The organism is Mycobacterium sp. pV006 (assembly GCF_041287115.1).
Taxonomy (GTDB): Bacteria; Actinomycetota; Actinomycetes; order Mycobacteriales; family Mycobacteriaceae; genus Mycobacterium.
In genome coordinates, this window is sequence record NZ_JBGGKT010000013.1 from 67,705 (window position 1) to 91,649 (window position 23,945).

Below are 23,945 nucleotides of genomic sequence, written 5' to 3' on the forward strand. Positions count from 1 at the left end.
TGTGGACCCATGATCGGAGCGACCCGAGACGGCCATGTGCTGACCCTGGAACTGCAACGTCCCGAGCGGCGCAACGCGCTGAACAGTGAACTCGTCGACGGTCTGCGCGCGGCGATCGAGCAGGCCACCGCCGACGACGTCCGGGCCATCGTGCTCACCGGACAGGGACATGTCTTCAGCTCCGGCGCCGACCTGTCGGGTGGGCAGGGGGTTGCCGACGAGTTGCCGGAGAAGGCCAAGGCGCTCAACCTCGCGATCGACTCGGCGCCGATCCCGGTGATCGGCGCCATCAACGGACCGGCCATCGGCGCGGGTGTCATCCTGGCGATGATCTGCGATCTACGGGTGGTCGCACCGGAGGCGTACTTCCAGTTTCCGGTCGCGAAATACGGTATCGCCCTGGACAACTGGAGCATCCGGCGACTGACGTCGCTGGTGGGTGCGGGGCGTGCGCGCGGGATGTTGCTGGCCGCCGAACGCCTGACCTCCGAGGTCGCGCTGCAGACCGGGATGGCCAACCGCATCGGCACCCTCGCCGACGCGCAGGCGTGGGCGCAGGAGATCGCCGGCTACGCACCGCTGGCCCTGCAGCACGCCAAACGCGTCCTGAACGACGACGGCGCCTACGAAGACCCCCGGCCGATCCACCAGGAACTCTTCGACCGGGCCTGGTCCAGCCAGGACATCATCGAAGCTCAGGTGGCGCGGATCGAGAAACGACCCCCGAAGTTCCAGGGAGCCTGATGAACATCAACACCGCGCTGCGACTCGGTTTCGGGACCGCCTCGGCGCTGGCCGGGGGATGGGTGCTGCGCGCGCTGCAGGGCACCCCGGCCGCCCTGGGGGCCACCCCCGCCGAGATCGCGCCGGTGGCCCGCCGCTCACCGCACTATCGGCACGGCAAGTTCTACAACCTGGAACCACCCTCGGGCATCACGATGGACCGCGAGGTGCAGCGCATGCTGCTGCGGGATCTGGCCAACGCCGGGTCGGCCGGAAAACCGTCCGGCCCGATCCCGCTGGTCAGCCCGTCGACCATCGAGTCCCACCCCGACGGCATCGCGGCCAGCTGGTACGGACACTCCAGCGTCCTGATCGACGTCGACGGCTACCGCGTGCTGGCCGACCCCGTGTGGAGCAGGCGGTGTTCCCCGTCGCGCACGGTCGGTCCGCAGCGTCTCCACGACGTTCCGGTGCAATTGGAAGCGCTGCCCGCGCTGGATGCCGTGGTGATCAGCCACGACCACTACGACCATCTCGACATCGACACGATCCTGGCCCTGGCCAGGACCCAGCGCGCGCCGTTCGTGGTGCCGCTGGGCATCGGGGTCCATCTGCGTACTTGGGGCGTCCCGGAGAGCCGGATCGTCGAACTCGATTGGAACGAATCGCACCGCATCGACGACCTGACCCTGATCTGCACCCCGGCCCGGCACTTCTCGGGGCGGTTGTTCAGCCGCGACGCCACACTGTGGTCGTCCTGGGTGGTGGCCGGTCCGCGGCACCGCGCGTATTTCGGCGGCGACACCGGCTACACGAAGAGCTTCGCCGAGATCGGGGCCGCGCACGGCCCGTTCGACCTCACGCTGCTGCCGATCGGCGCCTACCACCCTGCGTTCGCCGACATCCACATGAACCCGGAGGAAGCGGTGCGCGCGCATCTCGACCTCACCGACCGGGACAGCGGCCTCATGGTCCCGATCCACTGGGCGACGTTCCGGCTGGCCCCGCACCCGTGGGCCGAGCCCGCCGATCGGCTGGTCGTCGCCGCCGACGACGAGCGCGTCCGCATCGTGGTGCCGATGCCCGGTGCGCGGGTGGTCCCGACCTCGACATTCGATCCGTGGTGGCGCTGACGCCGGCGAAAGACGCGCTACGGTGCTGACCATGAGAACGCCGGCCGGGGCGGCCACACTCATCTCGCTGGCCCTGCTGCTGGGCGGCTGCGCCGACCCGCGCGACACCGTCACGCCCAACACCGACGCCGCGCCGTCGGCGGCCCCGGCCCCAGCCCCCGATCCGCCCCTGCCGCCGGCTCTGGTGCCGGCGATGCCCCTGCCGGACGACGCGGTCGCCGACGCGGTGTCCCGGCTCGACGGCATGATCGACGACCTGATGACCAAGTCCGGCCTGCCCGGGATGGCGGTCGCCGTCGTGCACGCCGGAGAAACCGTCTACAGCAAGGGTTTCGGTGTCAAGAACACCGAACTCGGTGACGATGCGAGCAACCGTGTCGACCCCGACACCGTGTTCCAGGTGGCGTCGCTGTCCAAGCCGCTGGGCGCAACCGTGGTGGCTCATCAGGTCGGCGAAGGGGTGATCGGATGGGACACCCCGCTGGTCGACCACCTGCCCTGGTTCTCGCTCGCTGATCGAGCAGTCACCCAGATGGTGACCGTCGGCGACATGTACGCCCACCGGTCGGGACTTCCCGACCATGCCGGCGACCTCCTGGAGGACCTCGGTTACGACCGGCGCCTGGTATTGGAGAAGCTGCGCGAGTATCCGCTCGAGCCGTTCCGGACGTCGTACGCCTACACGAACTTCGGGCTCACCGCCGGCGCCGAAGCCGTCGCCGCCGCTGCCGGTGCTCGGTGGGAGGACCTCAGCCAGAAAGTGCTCTACGAGCCGCTGGGGATGTCGTCGACCAGTTCCCGGTTCGACGACTTCGTCGTGCGCCCCAACCGTGCCGTCGGGCACCTGCACGTCGACGGGGATTACCGACCCGACCAGGTGCGCGACCCGCAGGCCGAAGCACCGGCCGGCGGGGTGAGCAGCTCGGTGAACGACCTGGCCCGATGGCTGATGATGATGCTGGCCGACGGCGAGTACCGGGGAGCGCAGATCGTCGATCCCGCAGCACTGCACGCGGCCCTGACCCCGCAGAGCGTCTCGGATCGGGCGTCGGATCCGGCCGCGCGGTCGGGGTTCTACGGCTACGGGTTCAATGTGGGTACCACGTCCGCGGCGCGCCAACAGTTCAGCCACTCGGGCGCGTTCGAACTCGGGGCCGGCGCGAACTTCCTGATCCTGCCTTCGGCGGATGTCGCGATCGTCGCATTGACCAATGCCACTCCGTCGGGCGTGCCGGAAACCCTCACCGCGCAGTTCGCCGATCTGGTCCAGTTCGGCGAGATCCGCCAAGACTGGTGGGAGCTCTACCATCAAGCCTTCGTGGACATGGAAAAGCCGGTCGGGTCGCTGGTCGGGGCCGCTCCGCCCGCCCAGCCCACCCCACCCGCGCCGTTGGCCACCTACGTCGGTCAGTACAGCAACTCGTTCTGGGGGCCGGCGCGGGTGCGCGAGACCGACGACAGACTGGAGTTGGCAATCGGCCCGAAATTCGTGGTCCCGCTGAAGCACTGGGACGGTGACGTGTTCACCTTCTCGTTCGTCACGGAGAACGCTCCGCCGGGCACCGTGTCCAAGGCGACCTTCGACGGCGACTGGCTGACACTGGAATACTTCGACCGGGACGGACGAGGGACGTTCACCCGATGAGTACCTCGCTCGTCACGGGCCTGTCCGATGCCGAGGTCGCCGACCGCGTCGCTGCCGGGAAGACCAACGACGTCCCCACGCGCGCCGCGCGCAGCGTCTCGGAGATCGTGCGCGGCAACGTGTTCACGCGCATCAACGCGATCCTCGGTGTGCTGTTCCTGATCGTGCTGTCCACCGGGTCGATCATCAACGGCGCGTTCGGGCTGCTGATCATCGCCAACAGCGCCATCGGCATCATCCAGGAGCTGCGGGCGAAGAACACGCTGGACAAACTGGCCATCGTCGGGCAGGCCAAGCCGCTGGTGCGCCGCCTGGGTCCGTCGGGGCCCGAATCGCGGCGTCTGCTGCCCAGCGAGGTCGTCCTCGACGACATCATCGAACTCGGTCCCGGCGACCAGATCGTCGTCGACGGGCAGATCGTCGAGGAAGCCAACCTCGAGGTCGACGAGTCGTTGCTCACCGGCGAGGCCGACCCGATCGCGAAAGATGCCGGCGATCAGGTGATGTCGGGCAGCTTCGTCATCGCCGGCAGCGGCGCCTACCGGGCCACCAAGGTCGGCCGTGAGGCGTACGCGGCCAAACTCGCCGAGGAGGCCAGCAAGTTCACGCTGGTCAAATCCGAGTTGCGCAGCGGCATCAACAAGATCCTGCAATTCATCACCTATCTGTTGGTGCCGGCCGGATTGCTGATCATCTACACGCAGCTGTTCACCACCGATGCCGGATGGCGGGCCTCGGTCCTGCGGATGGTCGGCGCGCTCGTCCCGATGGTGCCCGAGGGGCTGGTGCTGATGACCTCGATCGCGTTCGCGGTCGGGGTGATCCGGCTGGGTCGGCGCCAGTGTCTGGTCAACGAACTGCCCGCCATCGAGGGACTGGCCCGCGTCGACGTGGTCTGTGCCGACAAGACCGGGACGCTCACCGAGAACGGTATGCGGGTCTGTGATCTGGCGGAAGCCGCAGACGATCCCGAAGTCGTCGCCGTCCTGGCTCAGTTGGCCGCCGACGATCCACGTCCCAACGCCAGCATGGCCGCCATCGCCGAGGCGTACCCGACACCACCGGGGTGGGTGTGCACCGCCACCGCTCCGTTCAAGTCCGCCACGAAGTGGAGCGGCGCATCCTATGAGGGCCACGGCAACTGGGTGATCGGTGCGCCGGACGTACTGCTGGATCCGGGCTCCCCGATGGCCGAGTCGGCCGAGCGCATCGGCGCCACCGGGATGCGGGTGCTGCTGCTGGCGTCCACCGACACCGCGGTCGACCGCCCCGACGCGCCCGGAACGGTCACCCCGAAGGCTCTCGTCGTCCTCGAGCAACGCATCCGACCCGACGCCCGGGACACCCTCGACTACTTTGCCTCGCAGAAGGTTTCGGTCAAGGTCATCTCCGGCGACAACGCGGTGTCGGTGGGTGCGGTGGCAGGTTCGCTGGGGTTGCAGGGCGAGGTGATGGACGCGCGGAACCTTCCCGAACAGCCCGAAGCCCTGGCCGAAACGGTGGAGGAGTGCACCACCTTCGGCCGCGTCCGCCCGGACCAGAAGAGGGCGATGGTGCACGCGCTGCAGTCGCGCGGCCACACCGTCGCCATGACCGGCGACGGCGTCAACGACGTCCTCGCACTCAAGGACGCCGACATCGGGGTCGCGATGGGGTCGGGTAGTTCCGCCTCGCGTGCCGTGGCCCAGATCGTGCTGCTGGACAACAAGTTCGCCACCCTGCCCTATGTGGTCGGCGAAGGCCGGCGGGTGATCGGGAACATCGAACGCGTCTCCAACCTGTTCCTGACCAAGACGGTGTACTCGGTGCTGCTCGCGGTGCTGGTGGGCCTCGGGGGACTGGCATCGGCGATCTTCGGCACCGATCCGTTGCTGTTCCCGTTCCAGCCCATCCACGTCACCATCGCGGCGTGGTTCACCATCGGGATACCGGCCTTCATCCTGTCGCTGGCCCCGAACAACGAGCGCGCCAAACCGGGATTCGTGCGGCGGGTGATGACCGCGGCACTGCCGTCCGGGGTCGTGGTCGGCGCGGCCACCTTCGCGTCCTATCTCCTGGCTTACCAGGGCCGTAACGCCTCGGAGCTGGAGCAGACCCAGGCCTCGACAGCGGCACTGATCACGCTGCTCACCTCGGCGTTGTGGGTCCTCGCGTGCGTGGCGCGGCCATACGAGTGGTGGCGGGTCGCGCTGGTGACGGTGTCGGTGCTGGCCTACGTGGTGATCTTCTCGATTCCGTTGGCCCGCGACCTGTTCATCCTGGACATCTCGAATGTCCAGGTGACCTCCACGGCACTGGGGATCGGCCTTGCCGGTGCCCTCGCGATCGAGCTGATCTGGTGGGCGCAGGGCGCGGTTCTGGGAGAGCGTCGTCGGCTGTGGCGGGAGCGGTAGGCTCGCGAACATGTCGTTCCTGGACAAAGTGAAGAACTGGGTGGCGAAGAATCCCGACAAGGCCGGCGACGCGATCGAGAAGGCCGGCGACTTCTTCGACAAGAAGACCCAGGGCAAGTACGCCCAACACGTCGACAAGGCGCAGGACGCCGCCCGCAACTACGTCACCAAGAACAACCCCCCGGCTCCGGGCACGGCGCAGCAACCGCCGGCCCAGCCGCCTCGGCAGCAGCCGCCCGCCGACCCACCCGTCTCGTAACGCGATGGCCAAACTGTCGGTTTCCGTCGACGTCCCCCTGCCGCCGGAGAAGGCCTGGGAGTGCGCCTCGGATCTGTCCCGCTACCGGGAGTGGCTGTCGATTCACCGGGTGTGGCGGTCACGCCTGCCCGACGTCATCGAGAAGGGCACCGAACTCGACTCGATCGTCGAGGTCAAGGGCATGCCCAATCGGATCCACTGGAAGGTCGTGCATTACCGTCCGCCGGAGTCGATGACGCTCAACGGTGACGGTAAGGGCGGGGTCAAGGTCAAACTGATGGGCAAGATCAGGCCCGCTTCTCAGGGTGCCGGCTCCACGGTGACGTTCGACATCCACCTGGGCGGCCCGGCGCTGTTCGGTCCCATCGGCATGGTGGTCGCCGGCGCACTCAAGGGCGATATCCAGGAGTCGCTGAACCGCTTCAAGACCGTCTTCGCCCCGGCCTGACCGTCGGCTGCAGCCGCGACCGCGCGACATCGGCAGCCCCATTGCCCGTGATCAGCCACAACGTGGTCAGGCTGTCGACGAGTTCCTCAAGGCTCACCCGCGCACGACCATCGACGTAGGCCAGGATCGCCTCGGCGGTGCCCCCGATGACGAACGCGGGGGCGACCTCCGCCAACGGGTCGCTCTCCAATTCGACTCCGTGCACGCTGCGCGCATTGGCGACGAGCACCGAGGTCAACCCCCGCATCACCGTCGCCCGGTGACGGTGCAGAGGGGGCGACGCCGCCACACCGCCGAGCAGCACGCGGGCGCGGCGCGGGTCGGTCACCAGATGACGCACCACGGCGCCGACCGCAGCGGCCGCCTGCCGCTCGAGAGGTTCGGCAGCCGTCGCGGCGGTTGCCGACAGCGTCACGACGCTGACACCGGCGGCGATGTCGTCGACCGCGGCCGCGGCGACGGCATCCAGATCGGGGAAGCTCTCGTAGAAGTACCTCTTGTTCAGTCCTGCGGTGGCACAGATCTTGTCGACGGTGATCGCGCGCCATTCGTTGGCCGCCATGACGTCCAGGGCGGCGTCGATCAGCTTGCCGCGTCGCTCCACACGCCGCTGCTCGGCGGAGCGGCCGCCGTACGGGCGGGGCGACGGTGCGGACATCGGACCATCGTCGCACCTCTTGACACCCATCACAGAATTCTGGCACGGTTTCGTACCAGACGGCCCGGGAGGGGGTGCGATGACCACCATCGAATGGCTGGACACGTCGATCGTCACCGCGGCGAAGACCCACCTGCAGGGCGTGGCGGCTGCCGTGACGTCCCGCTATCCCAGCCCCGAACGCCCCCTGGCGCGGCCGCCGGCCGGCTCAGGTCTCGAACCGGTGATGGGCACGTACGGCTTCCCGGTGCTCGGCCACGTTGTCAGCACCCTCGTCGACCCGCTCGCGTTCGCCCGTGAGCGGTATGACCGCTACGGCCCGGTGTGGTGGGCGGGTGGGGTCGGTTTCCGGGTGGTGTCGGCGATGGGCCCGGAAGCGCTCGAGACGGTGTGGATCAACAGGGACAAGGCCTTCTCCAGCGAACGCGGGTGGGCACCGGTCATCGGCCCGTTCTTCCACCGCGGCATCATGCTGCTCGACTTCGAGGAGCACCGCGACCACCGCCGCATCATGCAGCACGCCTTCACGCGCAGCGCGCTCGAGGGCTATCTCGATCTGATGCACCCGGGAGTCGAGCGCACTGTCTCCGATTGGGCTCCGGCGCAAGGCTTTCCGTTCTACACGGCGGTCAAGAAGTTGTTGCTGGACCTGGCCGCGGAAGTGTTCGTCGGCGCCACCCTCGGTGACGAAGCCGATCAGCTCGCCGCGGATTTCCACGACACCGTGTGCGGCGGACAGGCCATCGTCCGCGCCGATGTCCCCGGCGGGACCTGGGCGCGGGGTCTGCGCGCCCGGGAACGCCTGGAACGGTATTTCGCCGCCCAGTTGCCGGCGCGGCGCGCGGGCGACGGCACCGACCTGTTCTCGATGTTGTGCCGCAGCCGCAGCGACGACGGCGCCGTCTTCAGCAACGACGACATCGTCAACCACATGATCTTCTTGCTGATGGCCGCTCACGACACGAGTGCGATCGCCGTCTCGATGATGGTCTACGAGCTGGGCCGCAACAGCGTCTGGCAGGACGCGCTGCGCGACGAAGCGCAACGTACCCCGCTCGAGGATTCCACGTTGGGTGGGCTGGAACGCTATTCGCTCCTCGACGCGGCGTTCAAGGAAACCCTGCGCATGTACGCCCCTGCAGGCACGCTGTTCCGGCAGACGGTCAAGGACACCGAGATCGCCGGGCATTTCATTCCACGCAAGACGCAGGTGGCGGTCAACGTGTACGCGTCGATGCGTCTGGCCGACTGGTGGCCGAACCCGGACCTGTTCGACCCCGGCCGATTCGTCGACGGCGGCGCCGACGCCTCCGCCATCCATCGGTATGCGTTCGCGCCGTTCGGCGGAGGTGCCCACAAGTGCATCGGTCAGCAGTTCGCGGACATGAGCGTCAAGACGATCATGCATCGACTGCTGAGGCAGTTCGAATGGAGCGTTCCCGATGATTACCGGCCGCGGATGGTCTGGGGCACCGGGCCGACGCCCGCCGACGGCCTCCCGATCAGGCTGCGGGCTATCCCAGCGCGGTGAGCGCCTCAGGGATCGGTGTATCGCCTTCGACGAGCTCGAAGGTCTGACCGCCGGTGTCCGGCGCGTCCAGAACCGCGACCAGCACCGCCGCGACGTCCGCGCGCGGGATGCTTCCGCGCCCAGTCTGCGCGGCGAGGCGCACCTTGCCGGTGCCCGGGTCGTCGGTCAGCGCGCCGGGCCGCACGATGGTGGTGGAAAGCCCTGCACGAGAACGGATGTCGTCGTCAGCGGCACCCTTTGCGCGCAGGTAGGCGACGAACACCTCGTCGGCGACATCGTCGGGCACCTGCGCGTCGGCGCCCATCGCCGAGATCATCACATAGCGCCGCACCCCGGCGGCTTCGGCGGCATCGGCGAGCAGGATCGCCGCGTCTCGATCGACGGTCTGCTTGCGCGCCGCGCCGCTACCGGGCCCGGCGCCGGCGGCGAAGATCACCGCGTCGGCACCCCGCAGATGCGACGCCACCGTCTCGACGTCGGAGTTCTCGAGGTCGAGGACGATCGGCTCGGCGCCCGCTGCCCCCAGGTCGGCCGCGTGGTCGGGATTGCGGATGAACCCGGCCACCGAATCACCCCGCTCGGACAGCAGTCGTTCGGTCAGCAACGCGATCTTGCCGTGTCCGCCGGCGATGACGACACGCATGAGGTCTTTCCCTTCGTCAGCGGCGGAGCCGACGGCGGACCAGGTTCGTGAACTCCGCTGTCGATCGGCGCACTGATTCGAGTTCCAGCGATACCACCAACGTGTCTACCATCGCGAACGGCAGCGTGGTGACGACGGCGCCGCGGCCGTACTCGATGTGCCAGGACCCGGGGTGGATGGTCAGGCCGCGTGCGTGCCCGCGCTGCAGGCACGTGTGTCCACCGGGCAGCAGCGGCGGAAGCGCACCGGTGTCGTCGGATTCCAGGTCGTAGGAGTCGATTCGGCCGGCCAACAGGAACTTGTGCACGTCGACGTGCTTGTAGCGTCCGGAGAACCCCTGCGTACCGGTGGGCGAGCCGAAGATCACGATGTACTCCCGGGTGCTGAAGTACAGGAACCGCACCTTGCCCAGGATGCCGCCGGCCTTACTGCCGACCCACCGGCCGGGGGCGGGATCGATGAGGTGCGGGTACTCGTCGGCGAGCAACTCGACTGCCGTGCGCACGACCTCGTCGGTGTCGGTGGACGACCCGGCCACGCGTGCGGCGACACCGCGCAGGACGTCGGGGTCGATCTGGTAGCTCATCGGGAGACCTCCATCGGCATGCGGATCGGTCCGCTGAGGCCCAGCAGCGGCTTCCAGGGCACCTCGCCGACGCAGCGGGCATCGGACATGCGGTGGGCGAGCACCTGCAGGGCTTCGCTGAGCTCGAGTCGGGCCAGGTTCGCGCCCAGGCAGTAGTGCACGCCGCCACCGAACGTCAGAATCGGCGGTGGAGCCTCGCGGGTGATGTCGAAGCGTTCCGGGTCCTGGTACACGGTGGCGTCGCGATTGGCGGCGTAGGTGTTGACGACGATGAAAGAACCTGCCGGGAAGAGATATTCACCGATCGTGACGTCCTGGGACGCGCTGCGCACGGTGCTGCACATCGACGGCGAGTGGCGCATCGTCTCCTCGACCGCGGGCATCGCCAGCTCCGGACGCTCCCGCAGCAGCGCCCACTGGTCGGGATGTTCGCAGAGCACCTGCATGGATGCGGCCAGTTGGCTGCGGGTGGTGTCCGTCCCCGCGACGAGGATGCTGAACGCGAGCATGCGGACTTCCGCGGCGTCGAGGCGGTCACCGCTGTCCTCGATGCGGATCAGCTCCGACAGCAGATCATCGGTGAGCTGTCGTCTGCGCTGCGCGATCATCGCGTCGATGTAGTCGTCGAACTCATCCCAGGCTCGAAGGATCGTGGGTTGTTCCGCAGCCAGGTCGCAGTCGAAACTGACGATCTTGAAGATGTCGTCGGCCCACCGCGAGAACTGCTGCCAGTCCTGTCGCGGTGCGCCCAGCAGCGCGCAGATGATCGGGATCGGGTAGGGCCGGGCGATGTCGGAGACGAACTCCCAGCGCGACGACGCTGTGGCGGCGTCGATGAGCTCGTTGATCACCGAACGGATCGTGCCGTGCAGATGCGCTGTGGCCCTGGGCGTGAAGGCGCGCGAGACCAGCCCGCGCAGCCGACGGTGTTCGTCGCCCTCCATGTTCAGGATGCTGCGGGTGACCCGGTCCCACAGCGGACCTGACGTGATGCCGTGCGCTGAGAGGTGGATGCCCTGCGGGACCACGAACCTCGGGTCGCGCAGTACCGTGCGGGCCAATTCGTAGGATAGCACTTCCGGCCCGATCGGTCCGAGTGCGACGGGGGCCTGCTGCTGCGCGGCGCGAAACTGTGGGTAGATCCGTTGCGGCGTGTCGGTCAACCCGTAGTCCAGCGTGGGCAGTCCGGCGGCGAAGATGTCGGTGCCGCGGGTCGTGGTGCTCACCGAGCGGCCCTGCCGATGGTCAGCGGCAGCTTCGGCAGCCCGCATGTGGCTGCCGGCCAGGAGATCTCGGGAACCCACCCCGGCGCGATCTCGAAATCCGGTATCCGGGACAGCCATTCGGAGACGATGAGGCGCAGCTCCATGCGGGCCAGGTGCGCTCCGAGGCAACGGTGCGGTCCCGCGCCGAAACCCCAGTGCTTGTGCACGCGGCCGTCGAGGATCAGGTCGTCGGTCGAGTCGGCGTCGACGCCATCGCGGTTCACTGCGCCGACGGGCAGCCGCACCTGTGTCCCTGCGGGCAGTCGGACACCGGCGACGGTGACGGGCGCAGTGGTGACCCGCCCGAGAATGGGCGCGGCGGGTTCGAGCCGGACGATCTCCTCGACGAAACCGGCGACCGCAGGCGGATTGTCCCGAAGGTGGGCCCGCACGTCAGGGCGCCGGGCCAGTTCCAGGAGCGCCATGCCGATGGTGGCGGTCACCGTGTCCAGGCCGGCGAGCACGAACACCAGGGACAGGCCGGTGGCCTCGGCGTCGGTCAACGGGTCGTCGCGGTGCAGGAGATCGGACAGGATTCCGGCACCGGGGTTGTCCCGTTGTGTCGCAACGGCTTCGGTCAGGTATCCGAACAGCTCTGCGGCCGGTGTGAGGTCGACGCTCTCGGGGTCGGTGGCCAGGCTGACCGCGATGATCGCGTCCTTCCAGGCGACGAGCCGATCACGGTCCTCCAGAGGAAGTCCGAACAGCGTGAGGAAGACCTGGGAGGGGTAGGGGACGGCGAGGTCGGCGATCACCTCGCATTCGCTACGTCGGGCGATCGGGTCGATGATGTCGATCGCCTGGGCCTGCAGCGACGGCAACAGCGCCGACAGGGTCTGCGGGCTGAAGTACTGGTGCAGGATCCTGCGGTAGCGGGTGTGTTCGGGCGGGTCGAAACCCAACGGCACCAGGGGCACCGGGCTGATCATGTCGTCGTAGGACGTCCGCGAGGAGTAGACGGCCGGATCCCGCAGCGCGGCCAGGATGTCGTCGCGGCGGGTGAAGTAGTACCAGCCGTCCCCGCCGGAGAGGACGGGGCCCAGTTCCCGTAGTCGGTCCCAGCCGGCGGCGCGGTCGCGCGCCATCGGCAGATCTTCGTACCGGACGATCGGCAGGGCGTCGATGGCGGTCATGGCACGTTGGTGGCCAGCAGGGTCAGCGGGAGACCGAGCACCGACAGATCGATCTCGTCGAGGTGGTGGCCCTCCCCGGCGAAGCTCTGCCGGAAGCGGACGGTCGCGTCGTAGCGTTCGGTGACTCTCTCCGCGGCCGCCGCCTCCGCCACGCGGACCACCACGGTGTAGACGCCGTCGCCGTGTCGGTCGAGGAACTCGTTGACCGAGGCCGCCACCTGCCCGGTCGATCCCGCGATCGGGCTGATCAGCTCGATGCCGTGCTCCCAGTCGAGATCCACGTGGATGCCGAGTTCGGCGAGATCGGCACTGTTGAAGGTGAATCCGAGGTCGGTGAACAACGACAGCAGCGCGCTCTGGCGTTGCGGTGCCACCGCGAACACGACGTGATGCCGGCTCGTGGCAGTCATGGACGGACCAGCCCGCGCGGTTGGACGAGACCGAGGTCGAGGTGGGTCAGCCAGCCCGGCGGCGCGTCGCAGACGTCGGGGATCGTGTTCACCGCTCCCATCGCGGTCCAGGTGTACCCGGGGTGGACCATGGTGCCGTCGGGTTGTTCGAGGCCCTGGAGGGTGAGCTCGGTGTTCGGGTCGCCGTGCATGATCAACCGGTAGCGCGTGGTGCCCCAGTCCCACGGCGGATCGAGTTGTTCGCCCCGGCCGATCAGGTAGATGGCGTGGTAGACGATCAGTGGACGACCCTGGACCCATGCCGTCCATTCGTGGTGCTGGGCGGCGACGGTGCCCTGGGGCAGGACACCCTCCGGGTGCGGGATGTCGGTGGCGGCGGTGGCGGCGCGGACGTCGGCGGCGGTGACCTCGTCGATGGTCACGCCGAGGCCGTCGGCGATGATGTGCATCGATTGCGCGAAGAACGGCACGCCGAGGCCGAGCAGGGTGGGTTCGGACACGAAGGTGTTCTTGTCCTTGCCGAAGCCCATCCAGTCGATGTGGTCGAGCGGGGCGTCGGTCAGCACGTTGACGACCTCGAACAGTTCGATCTTGTCGATGCGGCTGGCCACGCGCGCCAGGGTGAGCGGCAGAATGTCCCCGGCGTAGCCGGGATGGATTCCCCCGGAATGGAATGAGGCTCCGCCGGCGACGCAGGCCGCGCGGATCCGTTCCCCGGGTTCGTGGAATTGTGCGGTGGGGTAGTAGAAGCCGCTCGTGGTGACGACGTTCTTCCCCGACTCCAGCAGGCGGCACACCGTGTCGACGTCCATGATCACCGGCGTGTAGAAGACACAGTCGGCGTCGGTTGCGATCACTGCTTCGATGTCATCGGTCGCGGCCACGCCGACCGGCGCGGTGCCGGCGAGCTCACCGGCGTCCTTGCCGACTTTCTCGGGGTTGTGCACGAGGACCGCGGCGAGCTCGTAGACGGGGTTCTCGATGAAGTGGCGCAGTCCGGCCTGGCCGACGTCGCCGGTCATCCACTGAATCACGCGATAGGTTCGCTGTGGCACACCCACTCCTCATCTTGCGGTCGACAGGACGCCGCGCGGGAGCAGCAGCGGCAGGTCGGTGTAGGTCGCGATGCCCGGTGCGGCCGCGACGACTGCGGGGATGGCGGTGATCGCGGGCATGGCCGTGATGGTCAAGCCCAGCATGATGAAGTCGTCGATCGTCTCGGCCGTGAAGTCCGGGGGCGGCTGGAAAGCCAGCGTGGAGGTGATCGTCGGCCGTCCCTCCACGGTGACGGTGTACCCGAACGTGGTGTCCCAGTGGGGATCGAGGCTCTGACCTTTGGTCCAGACACCGCGGATCTCGATGACGTCCCTGTCACCGACGATTCCCTGCCAACACACGTCGATCCCTGCGACACAACCTTTCTCGATCGTCCAGTCGCCGGGCAGGGTCAGATCCTCGGTGGTCTGCGCGTACTGCGCCGTGCACCGCACCTCGTCGAGCTGTGTGCCGAGGGCGTCGGCCACCAGCTGTACGGCTTCGGCGAAGATCGCCGACCCCTTCTCGGTGATGTCAGGCAGGTCGGGGTGGTCGATGGGATAGCCGAAACCCATGGGTATCTCGGTCGCCGGCGAGTTGTAGATGGTGGTGTCGAAGGATTCGACGATGGCGATGCGGTCGACCCGGTCGGAGATTCCTGCGGTGACGATCGCGAACAGCTGGATGAACCCGGGGTTGATGCCGCTACCGAAGATCGTCGCGCCACCGCGTGTGCATGCCTCGAGAACCCGGTCGCGGCCGGCGCCCTCGCCGGGGCCGTTGATGAACTCGGAGGTGGTCACGACGTTGATGCCGTGTTCGAGGATGCGCACCAACTCGTCGAGGTCGGCGAACATCGGGTTGTAGACCACGCAGTCGGGACGCAGCGCCAGGAGCGACTCGATGTCGTCGGTGGCGTATACGCCCAGCGGCTCGATCCCGCACAGCGTGCCGACGTCGGCACCGACCTTGTCGGTCGACCAGGCGTAGCAGCCGACCAGGTCGAGGTCGGAGTTGGCGGTGACGGCGTGCACGGATTTCTTGCCGACGTTGCCGGTGGTCCACTGCACGACTCGGTAGGTCACGGTGCCGACCGTGGTCCCGGGGCGAAGGTGACGGGGATGGACCGGTAGCCGCGGGTGACCGAGTTGCCATGGAAGGCCGGGTGTCCGGCGGGATCCAGCGCGAGGCCGCGCAGTCGTGCGAGGACCTGTTCGAGGCCCACCTGGAATTCCAGGCGTGCCAGGTTCGAACCGAGGCAACGGTGTACGCCGGCGCCGAACCCGAGGTGCCGGTTGTCGCGGCGGTCCAGGATGCAGCGGTGCGCGTCGGGGAACTGCGTCTCGTCGCGGTTGGCCGATGCGTAGTTCACCTGCACCGTCTCTCCGGGCCGGAACGTGTGACCCGCGAGTTCGACATCACCGGCGACGGTCCGCGGGATTCCGTGAATGGAGCCGGCGTACCGGATGAACTCCTCGACCGCGCGTGGCAGGATGTCCGGTTCGGCGATCAGGCGGTCCCGCTCGGCGGGGTGGGTCGCCAGGTGGTGGAACGCGAACGACATCGCGCTGGCGGTGGTCTCCAGCCCGGCCTGCACCAGCAGCATCGCATTTCCGACGATGTCCCCGAACGGTAGTGGCTCGCCGTCGATCTCGGCGTTGAGCAGCACGTCGATCATGTCGTCACGCGGCGGCTCGTCGGTGCGTGCCTTCACCGCATCGTGGATGTGCTGGTACATCCCGCCCCACGCAGCCATCCGGGCCTCTTCGGTGGCCCCGTTGAGGGCGGTGTCGGTGAGCTCGACACACAGGGGCACATCGTCGGTGGACATCCCGAGCAGGTACTTGAAGAACACGATCCCCGGTTGCTGCCACGCCACCTGCGCGAGGTCCCCGGCGCCGGCCTCCACGAATTCATCGATCAGGCGGTCGGTTTCGGCCCTGATCTCGGGCCGCAGCGCCTTCATCCGAGCCGGTGAGAAATACGGGTTGAGCACCTTGCGGAACTTCTGCTGCCGCGGCGGGTCCAGCGTGATCAGGAGGTCGCCGGCGAGCTGCTCGGAGGCTTCCGGGGTCGGGTTGCTGGAGAAGTGTTCCCAGTCCTGCAGGATCCGGTAGCACTCGTCGTACCGCACGGCGACCCACGAGCCGCCCGGGGTGGCGGTGAGGAACGGCGTGTCGGTGTGCGCGAACGGACCGCGGTCGCGCATCACCGCGTAGACGTCATAGAGGAAGTCCGGATCGTTGAAGTCCTCGTGGCGCAGGTCCCAGTTGCGCGCGTGTTCCCCGGCGGGACAGGTGCTCACGGACTCGTCTCGGTCTGTTGTTCGGCGGCCTTACGCGCTTCCCGTTCTTCATGGATCTGCACCAGCTCCCGGAAACCGAGCCGGTTGTACTTGGGAATCGGCTGCACGCCCCACTTGTCCTGGGCGGTGTCCTTGCCCTCGGCGCCCTCTGGGGGTCCGAATGCGGGGTAGGGCACCTTGCATTCGAGTTCGTCGTCGGAGTAGCGCACCTTGAGCAGCTCACTGCAGATCTCGGTGAAGCTCAAGGTCGGATAGCCGTAGTACACGGCCATGAAGGGCAGGGTGAACGCGCCCTCGATGACCAGGGCGACCAGGCACACCAGCACTGCGCGTTTGATGTAGCGGTGCATCCGGGCGTAGTACGGGGTGGTGCCCGGGGGCAGGTCCTCTGCCTTGTCGTCGTCGGTGGTCTGCGGAGTGGTCACGGGAAGCCTCCTGGGTTCGCGAAATCTGGTCAGTCGGTGAATATTTCGCGGTTCACCGTGTGCAGATACGGGATCGCGAGGAAGGGGGTTATGTAGAAGATGTCATAGAGCCACCACCCGATGACCGGGAAGACCACTCCGGCGTAGCGCACGTCGGCGTACATCGTCATGTTCAGCACGTAGGCGCACCAGATCACGATGCCCATCCAGCAGGTGATGATCATCCACTGGTGGCCCCAGCGCTTCATCTGTAAGAATCCGATGGCCGCGGCCACGCGCATCGAGAACACGGTCAGGATCAGGCCGATCACATAGGCCTTCTCGCCGGGAGCGGCCGACCCTCCGACCCACATCTCGTTGTAGTGCCAGAAGTAGCCGGCGTCGAACATGTTGCCCCACCCGACCATCAGGACACGGTTGATCAGCGTGTGGTTGCCGATCATGTCCAGAGCCCAGCCGAGGCTGTTGAGCATGCCGTCGATGAGCACCAGATAGCCGATGAGGGTGACGATCATCGGGCGGACCGACATGCCCGCGCGCTGTGCCTGGCGTTGCAACCACACCCCGCGCATGAAGATCGGGAATCCGATCAGACCGGGTGCCCACATGCCCATCAGGGCCGCGCCGACGATCATCCACTTGTCGGCGCGTCGCTGCGCCAGTCGCGACTGCTCGTGGTGCTCTTCGAGGCTGAGTGACTCACTCGCCCGCACCGGGGTGCTCTTGTCTGCCGAACCCCGTTTGAGGGAGGGGACTTTCACAGATGCCACCACCCGCGCGCGAACGACATGTACAGCTGGATGAGGAACATCGACAGCAGGAAGCCGTAGATGACGATCTGGACGATGATCAACGCCTTCTTGCGATTGCGTTCCTGTTGATCGACCACGGTGGTCTCCTTTACCTAGAGCGTCGAGCCGTGCTCGGCGTCAGTGAGTGCGGCTGCGGCGATTTCGCGCAGCCCGGCGGTGATGGCCCCGTCGCTGGACAGCGGCGCCAGGATGCAGGCCTGCGCCGCATCCACCTCGCCGGCCCCGGCGGCGATCAGGTGGGCCGCGGTGACCAGCACCCGTGTCGAGGGTGGCTCGAAGTGGAACACCTCGTCGGCGGTGCGGATCGCAGTGGCGCACCGCACCAGCCGTTGCGCCGAGGCCAGCGCGACACCGGTCTCGGTGACGATCACCTCGGCTTCGCGGTCCGGCGGGAGATAGTGCATGGGGAGGGTGACGAACCGTTGCCGGAACGACGGTTTGAGCTCCTTGAGCGAGCTGCGGTAGGCCGGGTTGTACGAGCACACCAGCATGAAGTCCTCGGGTGCGTCGACGACCTCACCGGCGCGGTCGAGGTAGAGCGCACGCCGATGGTCGGTCAGCGAATGCAGGATTGCCAGTGAGTCGTGACGAGCTTCGACCACCTCGTCGAGGTAGCAGATGGCGCCGGCCTTGACGGCCCGGGTCAGCGGCCCGTCGGTCCAGACCACGTCGCCACCGGTCACCATGAAGCGGCCCACGAGGTCGGAACTGGTCAGGTCGTCGTGGCAGCTGATGGTGACGACCGGTCGGCCGAGCAGGGTGCCCATGTGCTCGACGAGCCGGGTCTTACCGCAGCCGGTGGGCCCGGTGAGCATCACGGGCAGCCGTTGGCGGTACGCCTGCTCGAAGAGCTGAACCTCGTTGCCGTTCGCGTAGTAATTGTCTTTTACCATGCGCAATCCGCCTCCGGCTTCTTGCTGGTCATGCCGCTACCAACTCTCTGTGGACGTGTGCCAGGACGCGGGGGAGTTCGTCGATATGGCGGATACGCTGCGACCGCCGCGGACCGAACACCTCGGGCAGCGGGTCGACGCGGGCGGGGCCGACCCCGACGTAGTAGATCGACACGCCGGCCTCGTTGGCCTCCTCGACAGCGTGCGCCGCGTCGGCCCAGGCGTAGCGGCCTTCGTAACCTTCGTCGGAGATCATGCCGTCGCCGATCACGATGAGCAGTCGGCGCTCCGAGGGTTGTTCGAGGAGCCGGCTGGTCAGGTGCCGCAGCGGCGCACCCAGGCGGGTGTATCCGCCGGTGCTCAGGCCGAGCTTGCCGGGTGGGACGAAGCGGCGCTCCTCGAAACCCTTGAGGCAGTTGACCTCGACGCGGTGCCGGGTGTTTCCGGTGAACACGAAGATGCCGTGTCGTTCCCGTGCCGCCGTCATCGCGCGCGACAGGGCGTCGGCGCAGGCCAGCTCGAGCGCGAAGATCCGTCCGCCTTGCACGCCCAGCGAGCTGCTGCCGTCCAGCAGCAGTGCGGTCGTGACGTCGCGGCTGGTGGGTAGCAGATCGCGGAAGATGCGGGGCTCGACGGCCTCTCCGGTCGTCATGTCGATGTAGTGGTTGACGTACTGCTCGACGTCGAGATCGCTTCCGTCCTCGAGCCGGTTACGCATCGCGCGGTGGGTGTGTTCGCTGAACCACTTGCGCAGCTCTGCCGAGGCGGCGTCGGGTTCTCGGTGCGGGCTGTGGTGGACGCGTTCGAGGACCGCGACGTGATCGGGCAGGAAGCTCTGCGTCCAGGCGTTCCATTCCGGATACGGGATGCCGGGACGGTGATCGGGGGTGATGTCGAGGTCGTTGTCCTGAGGCCGGGACGGAGGCGGCAGGTTCGGGTTGCGCACCCCGCCGTCGCCACCCACCGGGACCGAATGCGGTTGCGGGCGGCGCTTCTCCTTCGATGTCCACGGCAATCGCCCGAAGGTACGACGCAATTTGTCGGAGATGTTCTGCGGCGCGGTGTAGGACAGTGGCAGACGTCCGAGCAGCGGGTCGAGTGCCAGTGGACGCGAGGTACGCGCCAGGCTGATGGCCCGGTCGAGGATCTCGTCGGCGTCCAGGTCGTCGGCGATCACCTCGAGATCGGGCAGCAGCCGGTTGATCTCCGGGACCAACCCGGGCCAGTTCCTCGACACCCAACCGGCAGCGACACCGGCTTCGATATGACTGAGCGCCAGCAACTCCCGGGTGGAGAGCTCGTTGAGCCGATAACCCGCGACGGCATCCTTTGACGGCGCGCATTGCAGCGCCACTCCGCACGTCACGGTGCGACGGGTCCAGTCCGGGTGCCGGATCGGGTACGGGACGTAGACGGTGGTCAACGTGGAACTCAGTGAGAATCCCCGATTCTGGCCTGTCACAAGTCGCGCGCCGGTTCGGCGCTGCCCGCTCAGTGCGACCGCGGTCAGCGCGCATCCGCGCTCGAGTGTGATCGCGGACGACTCGGACAGCTCGGACATGCTCAGAAGGTGCCCAGGTTGGAGAACAACCAGTACCAGAACCAGATGACCAGACCGGTGCCGCCCCACGCGGCCACGTACCGCAGAATCTCCCAGACCCAATCCATCTCAGTTCTCCTCGCCGCTGATGTCGCTCGGCTGCGTCATGGACATGGTTCGCCGTCGCACGGTGCCTCTTTCCTATCGCTATTGCTGACTGAAGTCAATGACTATCGATCATCAGTCGGTGAAGATCTCGCGGTTCACGGAGTGCAGATACGGGATCGCCAGGAACGGGGTGATGTAGAAGATGTCGTAGATCCACCAACCGACCACAGGGAAGACCACGCCGGCATAACGCTGGTCGGCGTACATGGTCATGTTGAGCACATACACGCACCAGATCACCACGCCCATCCAGCAGGTGATGATCATCCACTGGTGACCCCACCGCTTCATCTGCAGGAAGCCGATGCCGGCTGCGATGCGCATGGTGAAGACGCTGAGGATCAGTGCCAGTTCCAACGGCTTCTCGCCCCACGCGGTGGCACCACCCAGCCAGATCTCGTTGTAACGCCAGAAGTATCCGGCGTCGAACATGTTGCCCCAGCCGTTCAGCAGGATTCGGGCCAGCAAGCTGTGGTTGGCCAGAACGTCAAGGGCCCACCCGACGGTGTTGATGGCGGCGTCGACGATCACGCAATAGCCGATCAGCGTGACCAGCATCGGCCGTACCGACAGGCCGTCGCGGTGTGCCTTGCGCAGCAGATACACCCCGCGCAGGAACAATGGCAGGCCGAAAATTCCGAGCACGGCCGTGCCGATCAACAGGCTGCCGGAGATCAACCATTTGTCGGCCTGCCGCTGGGCAGCGCGGGACCGCTCCTCGTGCTCGTCGAGGTCACTCGCTGGTCGTGGCACCGGAGCGGCGTCGCTACGCGCGCCGAACACCGAGGGCATCTTCATGTCGACTGACAATAGTCAATGACGTAGCCGAGTCAATACTCAGCGCGCGCCGATGCCGCGCAGTGTCCGCGCGACGTAGTCATCGAGCATCGTCTTCTGGCTCGGCCAGTCCTGGGTGGTGGTCAGCAGCGCATACAGACCGAGCAGGAAGAACACCGCGGTGTTGACCGGGTCGATGTCCTCGTCGGTGCGGCCGGATGTGCGCGCCGCCTCGACCTCGTCGGCGACCGCGACGATGAACGGGTGGTATGCGCTCTCGTCGACCGGAGGTCGGGTCGGCGAGAAATGCAGGGCCAGAAAGTCTCTGAACAACAACGGGCCGAGACGATGTTCGAGGCCGCGGACCTGACGGATGGCCTCGTCGAACACGGCGGCCAGCTCCCTGTCGGCAGCGGCGAACCGCGTGAGCTGCCGCGCAATCCGTTCCTCCTCGCGGCGCTCCAACTCCAATAGGACGTGTTCCTTGGTGGGGAAGTGGAAGAAGAACGTACCGTGCGCGACACCCGCGGCTGTCACGATCGCGTGTACATCGGCCGCGGCCAGGCCAGAGCGTTTGAACTCCGCGACGGCCGCACCCAGCAGTCTTTCGCGGGTCTGCAGCCGACGCACCTCGCGCGCCGAAGGCTTGTCCACCAGGGCCATTCGACAACTCTAGCCAGTTCGTCAAGCTTTCCCATTGACTTGAGTCAACAGGACACCGTTCAATGGTGAGACGTCGACGAACGGAGCAGCCATGGCTCTCGAGCAATTCAACCTGCAGGGACAGGTCGCCATCGTCACAGGCGCCGGCAAGGGGGTCGGCCAGGGCATCGCCCGTGTCCTGGCCGAAGCCGGGGCCACCGTGATCGGTACCGCGCGTACCGAGTCCGACATCGTCGCGACCATCGACGGCATCACCGCCGCAGGCGGCTCGGGGGTGCCGGTGGTCGCCGACGCGATGAGCCGTGCCGACGGGGAGCGTGTCGTCGCCACCGCGATGGACCAGTTCGGTCGCATCGACATCCTGGTCAACAATGTCGGCGGTGCCACTTACGCCCGATTCCTCGACATCACCGACGAGGACTTCCGGCTCGCGTTCGACTGGTGCGTCACATCGACATTCATCATGAGCCAGCTGGCAGCACGGCACATGATCGATGCCGGCCACGGCTCGATCATCAACATCTCGTCGGGGTCGGCTCGGTTCGGCATTCGCGCGCTGGCCGCGTACTGCACTGCGAAGGGTGGCTTGGAGGCGCTGACCCGGGCGATGGCGCAGGAACTGGCACCGAAGATCCGGGTCAACGCGATCGCGTTGGGATCGTTTGCCACCGACGGCCTGCAGAGCAGTCTGGATCTGATGCCCGGTTCGCTCGAGCAGATGATGGCGGCCACCCCGTTGCATCGTCTGGGCGACGTCGAGGACCTCGGGCGGTTATGCGTGTACCTGTCGACCCGGGATTGCTACGCGACCAACGCGATCTTCCACGTCGACGGCGGCATCGAATCCAACAATTCGCCGTTGCCCATCCCCGACTACTGAGATCGGCTAGGTTTCGAGAATGCGCAGAGTTGTCCAGTTCTCCACCGGTAACGTCGGCCAGCACTCGTTGCGGGCGCTCATCGGTCGTCCCGATCTCGAGCTCGTCGGCGTGCACGCATCCAGCCCGGACAAGATCGGGCGCGATGCGGCGGAATTATGCGGGCTCACCGAACCGACCGGTGTGACGGCCACCGACGACCTCGATGCCCTGATCGCCCTGAAGCCGGACTGTGTGGTCTACACAGCCCTCGGTGAAACCCGGCCGATGGAGGTCATCGAGGAGATGGCGCGACTGCTGTCGGCCGGCATCAACGTCGTGGGTACGTCGATGGTCTGGCTGGTCACTCCGCGCCAAGCTGATGACTGGTTGCGCACGCCCCTCGAGGAGGCCTGTGCCGCCGGAGGATCGACGCTGTACGTCAACGGCATCGACCCGGGTTACTCGGGCGACACCGCGGTCTACTCCGCGCTGAGCCTGGTCACCCGAGCGACATCGGTGACCGTGAAGGAGATCTTCGACTACGGCAACTACGACGACTACGAATACACCGGCACCTCCATGGGATTCGGCACCACTCCCGAGGACGACCCGCCGATGGCATTTCTGCCCGGAGTGGTCAGCTCCATCTTCGGGGGTCTGGTGCGCAACATCGCCCACCACGTCGGCGTCACCCTCGACGACATCGGCGAACGCATCGAGCCGTGGTACACGCGCGAGCGCATCGAGTGCAAGATGATGACCGTCGAACCCGGACAGATGGCGGCGGTGCGGTTCGCCGCAGAGGGTCGGGTCGCCGGCACGCCGGTCATCACCGTCGAGCATGTCACCCGGCTGACGCCGGCGGCCGCACCCGACTGGGAGTTCCCGCCCGAGGGCATGACCGGGGTGCACAAGGTCATCGTCGAGGGTGAGCCTCGGGTGGAGGTCAGCACCCACCTGTCGCACCCCGTGCTCGACGTGACCGAGGCCGGGTGTGTATCGACCGCGGCCCGGGCGGTCAACGTGATCGACTGGGTGTGCGCCGCACCGGCGGGAATCGTTGCAGCGGAGGATATCCCGCCCACAGCGATGGTCGGGGGCCTGATGTGGTGAGGGTCAGTTCTTGCGGACGTCGCCCGGACTGACGTTGAGTACCCCGCCATAGCGATCGTTGCGGATCAGGGTGCGCAGCTCCTCGGGCATGACGGTCCACCCGTTGGCCTGGTAACTCTGACCCACGCCCACCACGACGTCGTGGGCGGGATCCCCCGGTACCCGGCCGGCCAGCCAGTACGAGGCGCCGGTGTCGGTCATCAGCGTCAGGTTCAATACTTCCGGGAATTTGCCTGTCGACATCGGCGAACCGCCGAAGGGTTGCCCGTCGGTCCGTTCGCAGACGATCGCACCGTAGTCACGATCGCGGTAGTGGGCGGTCAACAGGCAACGGATCTTGCCGTCCTGCACGCGCACCACCTGATCGCCGTCGGCGGCCCCGACCGACGGGGCGAGCACACCCGCGCCGAGAACCAACGCCACCGATACCGCCGTCTTTGCCAGAACCATGTGTCTCCCCGGAAAGAGGTTGCTGCGACTTCGGGGATGCTCTCACGGCGGTGTACTGGAGCGTTTCGTTTTCGGGG

General features: G+C 67.1%; 26 protein-coding genes. 9 read left to right on the forward strand and 17 right to left on the reverse strand.

The window, feature by feature from the left end; all coding sequences use genetic code 11:
• The first annotated feature begins 9 nt into the window (after positions 1 to 9).
• From ACAG25_RS19135 to ACAG25_RS19160, 6 genes are read left to right on the forward strand one after another with little or no spacing between them, the layout of a single operon-like run.
• Positions 10 to 744: an enoyl-CoA hydratase gene (locus ACAG25_RS19135; protein WP_370490052.1), complete on the forward strand. Its 735-nt coding sequence runs from the start codon at positions 10 to 12 to the stop codon at positions 742 to 744.
• Positions 744 to 1,856 (forward strand): MBL fold metallo-hydrolase, encoded by a 1,113-nt coding sequence (locus ACAG25_RS19140; protein WP_370490053.1) that lies wholly within the window; start codon positions 744 to 746, stop codon positions 1,854 to 1,856. Before ACAG25_RS19135 ends, ACAG25_RS19140 begins: the two co-directional genes overlap by 1 nt.
• Positions 1,857 to 1,887: 31 nt before the next feature.
• On the forward strand, positions 1,888 to 3,501 hold the full coding sequence (locus ACAG25_RS19145) for a serine hydrolase (protein WP_370490054.1): 1,614 nt from the start codon (positions 1,888 to 1,890) through the stop codon (positions 3,499 to 3,501).
• Positions 3,498 to 5,894 (forward strand): HAD-IC family P-type ATPase, encoded by a 2,397-nt coding sequence (locus tag ACAG25_RS19150; protein WP_370490055.1) that lies wholly within the window; start codon positions 3,498 to 3,500, stop codon positions 5,892 to 5,894. The genes ACAG25_RS19145 and ACAG25_RS19150 overlap by 4 nt, the downstream gene beginning before the upstream one ends.
• A 10-nt stretch (positions 5,895 to 5,904) precedes the next feature.
• Positions 5,905 to 6,153 (forward strand): antitoxin, encoded by a 249-nt coding sequence (locus ACAG25_RS19155; RefSeq protein ID WP_370490056.1) that lies wholly within the window; start codon positions 5,905 to 5,907, stop codon positions 6,151 to 6,153.
• 4 nt (positions 6,154 to 6,157) lie between these two features.
• A complete protein-coding gene (locus ACAG25_RS19160; RefSeq protein WP_370490057.1) occupies positions 6,158 to 6,601 on the forward strand; it encodes an SRPBCC family protein in 444 nt (147 codons plus the stop codon).
• Here ACAG25_RS19160 and ACAG25_RS19165 read toward each other — a convergent pair.
• Positions 6,576 to 7,259 carry a TetR/AcrR family transcriptional regulator gene (locus tag ACAG25_RS19165; protein WP_370490058.1) on the reverse strand — a complete coding sequence of 228 codons (684 nt, stop codon included), beginning with the start codon at positions 7,257 to 7,259 and terminating at the stop codon, positions 6,576 to 6,578. The genes ACAG25_RS19160 and ACAG25_RS19165 overlap by 26 nt on opposite strands.
• Positions 7,260 to 7,338: 79 nt before the next feature.
• On the opposite strand from ACAG25_RS19165, the gene ACAG25_RS19170 reads away from it, so the two are divergent.
• Entirely contained in the window at positions 7,339 to 8,790 is a 1,452-nt protein-coding gene (locus ACAG25_RS19170) for a cytochrome P450 (protein ID WP_370490059.1), read from the forward strand.
• Here the strand turns inward: ACAG25_RS19170 and ACAG25_RS19175 are convergent.
• The 15 genes from ACAG25_RS19175 to ACAG25_RS19245 all read right to left on the reverse strand — a co-directional run bounded on the left by ACAG25_RS19175 (position 8,774) and on the right by ACAG25_RS19245 (position 21,445).
• Positions 8,774 to 9,433 (reverse strand): NAD(P)H-binding protein, encoded by a 660-nt coding sequence (locus tag ACAG25_RS19175; RefSeq protein ID WP_370490060.1) that lies wholly within the window; start codon positions 9,431 to 9,433, stop codon positions 8,774 to 8,776. The genes ACAG25_RS19170 and ACAG25_RS19175 overlap by 17 nt on opposite strands.
• 16 nt (positions 9,434 to 9,449) lie before the next feature.
• Entirely contained in the window at positions 9,450 to 10,019 is a 570-nt protein-coding gene (locus ACAG25_RS19180) for an isomerase (protein WP_370490061.1), read from the reverse strand.
• Positions 10,016 to 11,245 carry a cytochrome P450 gene (locus ACAG25_RS19185; RefSeq protein ID WP_370490062.1) on the reverse strand — a complete coding sequence of 410 codons (1,230 nt, stop codon included), beginning with the start codon at positions 11,243 to 11,245 and terminating at the stop codon, positions 10,016 to 10,018. The genes ACAG25_RS19180 and ACAG25_RS19185 overlap by 4 nt, the downstream gene beginning before the upstream one ends.
• On the reverse strand, positions 11,242 to 12,417 hold the full coding sequence (locus ACAG25_RS19190; RefSeq protein WP_370490063.1) for a cytochrome P450: 1,176 nt from the start codon (positions 12,415 to 12,417) through the stop codon (positions 11,242 to 11,244). Before ACAG25_RS19190 ends, ACAG25_RS19185 begins: the two co-directional genes overlap by 4 nt.
• Positions 12,414 to 12,827, reverse strand: coding sequence for a hypothetical protein (locus ACAG25_RS19195; protein WP_370490064.1), 414 nt, complete (start codon positions 12,825 to 12,827; stop codon positions 12,414 to 12,416). The genes ACAG25_RS19190 and ACAG25_RS19195 overlap by 4 nt, the downstream gene beginning before the upstream one ends.
• Positions 12,824 to 13,882 carry a dihydrodipicolinate reductase gene (locus tag ACAG25_RS19200; RefSeq protein WP_370490065.1) on the reverse strand — a complete coding sequence of 353 codons (1,059 nt, stop codon included), beginning with the start codon at positions 13,880 to 13,882 and terminating at the stop codon, positions 12,824 to 12,826. The genes ACAG25_RS19195 and ACAG25_RS19200 overlap by 4 nt, the downstream gene beginning before the upstream one ends.
• Positions 13,883 to 13,891: 9 nt before the next feature.
• Positions 13,892 to 14,947 carry a dihydrodipicolinate reductase gene (locus tag ACAG25_RS19205; protein ID WP_370490066.1) on the reverse strand — a complete coding sequence of 352 codons (1,056 nt, stop codon included), beginning with the start codon at positions 14,945 to 14,947 and terminating at the stop codon, positions 13,892 to 13,894.
• Positions 14,944 to 16,167, reverse strand: a complete 1,224-nt coding sequence (locus ACAG25_RS19210) for a cytochrome P450 (protein ID WP_370490067.1) — start codon at positions 16,165 to 16,167, stop codon at positions 14,944 to 14,946. Before ACAG25_RS19210 ends, ACAG25_RS19205 begins: the two co-directional genes overlap by 4 nt.
• Entirely contained in the window at positions 16,164 to 16,592 is a 429-nt protein-coding gene (locus ACAG25_RS19215) for a hypothetical protein (RefSeq protein WP_370490068.1), read from the reverse strand. The genes ACAG25_RS19210 and ACAG25_RS19215 overlap by 4 nt, the downstream gene beginning before the upstream one ends.
• A 29-nt stretch (positions 16,593 to 16,621) precedes the next feature.
• The gene (locus ACAG25_RS19220) at positions 16,622 to 17,353 is read right to left on the reverse strand and encodes a hypothetical protein (protein WP_370490069.1); all 732 of its coding nucleotides are present in this window, start codon (positions 17,351 to 17,353) and stop codon (positions 16,622 to 16,624) included.
• A complete protein-coding gene (locus ACAG25_RS19225) occupies positions 17,350 to 17,481 on the reverse strand; it encodes a hypothetical protein (RefSeq protein WP_370490070.1) in 132 nt (43 codons plus the stop codon). Before ACAG25_RS19225 ends, ACAG25_RS19220 begins: the two co-directional genes overlap by 4 nt.
• 15 nt (positions 17,482 to 17,496) lie before the next feature.
• The gene (locus ACAG25_RS19230; protein WP_370490071.1) at positions 17,497 to 18,297 is read right to left on the reverse strand and encodes a CbbQ/NirQ/NorQ/GpvN family protein; all 801 of its coding nucleotides are present in this window, start codon (positions 18,295 to 18,297) and stop codon (positions 17,497 to 17,499) included.
• 28 nt (positions 18,298 to 18,325) lie between these two features.
• Positions 18,326 to 19,858 carry a nitric oxide reductase activation protein NorD gene (locus tag ACAG25_RS19235; protein WP_370490072.1) on the reverse strand — a complete coding sequence of 511 codons (1,533 nt, stop codon included), beginning with the start codon at positions 19,856 to 19,858 and terminating at the stop codon, positions 18,326 to 18,328.
• A 219-nt stretch (positions 19,859 to 20,077) separates the two neighbouring features.
• Entirely contained in the window at positions 20,078 to 20,797 is a 720-nt protein-coding gene (locus ACAG25_RS19240; protein ID WP_370490117.1) for a hypothetical protein, read from the reverse strand.
• Between the two features lie 45 nt (positions 20,798 to 20,842).
• Positions 20,843 to 21,445 (reverse strand): TetR/AcrR family transcriptional regulator, encoded by a 603-nt coding sequence (locus tag ACAG25_RS19245; protein WP_370490073.1) that lies wholly within the window; start codon positions 21,443 to 21,445, stop codon positions 20,843 to 20,845.
• Between the two features lie 91 nt (positions 21,446 to 21,536).
• Here ACAG25_RS19245 and ACAG25_RS19250 point away from each other — a divergent pair, with 91 nt between their 5' ends.
• Both ACAG25_RS19250 and ACAG25_RS19255 read left to right on the forward strand, forming a co-directional pair.
• Positions 21,537 to 22,325, forward strand: coding sequence for an SDR family NAD(P)-dependent oxidoreductase (locus tag ACAG25_RS19250; RefSeq protein ID WP_370490074.1), 789 nt, complete (start codon positions 21,537 to 21,539; stop codon positions 22,323 to 22,325).
• A 19-nt stretch (positions 22,326 to 22,344) separates the two neighbouring features.
• The gene (locus ACAG25_RS19255; RefSeq protein ID WP_370490075.1) at positions 22,345 to 23,418 is read left to right on the forward strand and encodes a dihydrodipicolinate reductase; all 1,074 of its coding nucleotides are present in this window, start codon (positions 22,345 to 22,347) and stop codon (positions 23,416 to 23,418) included.
• Positions 23,419 to 23,421: 3 nt separating this feature from the next.
• Here the strand turns inward: ACAG25_RS19255 and ACAG25_RS19260 are convergent, their stop codons facing one another.
• On the reverse strand, positions 23,422 to 23,868 hold the full coding sequence (locus ACAG25_RS19260) for a hypothetical protein (protein WP_370490076.1): 447 nt from the start codon (positions 23,866 to 23,868) through the stop codon (positions 23,422 to 23,424).
• Between the last annotated feature and the right edge of the window lie 77 nt (positions 23,869 to 23,945).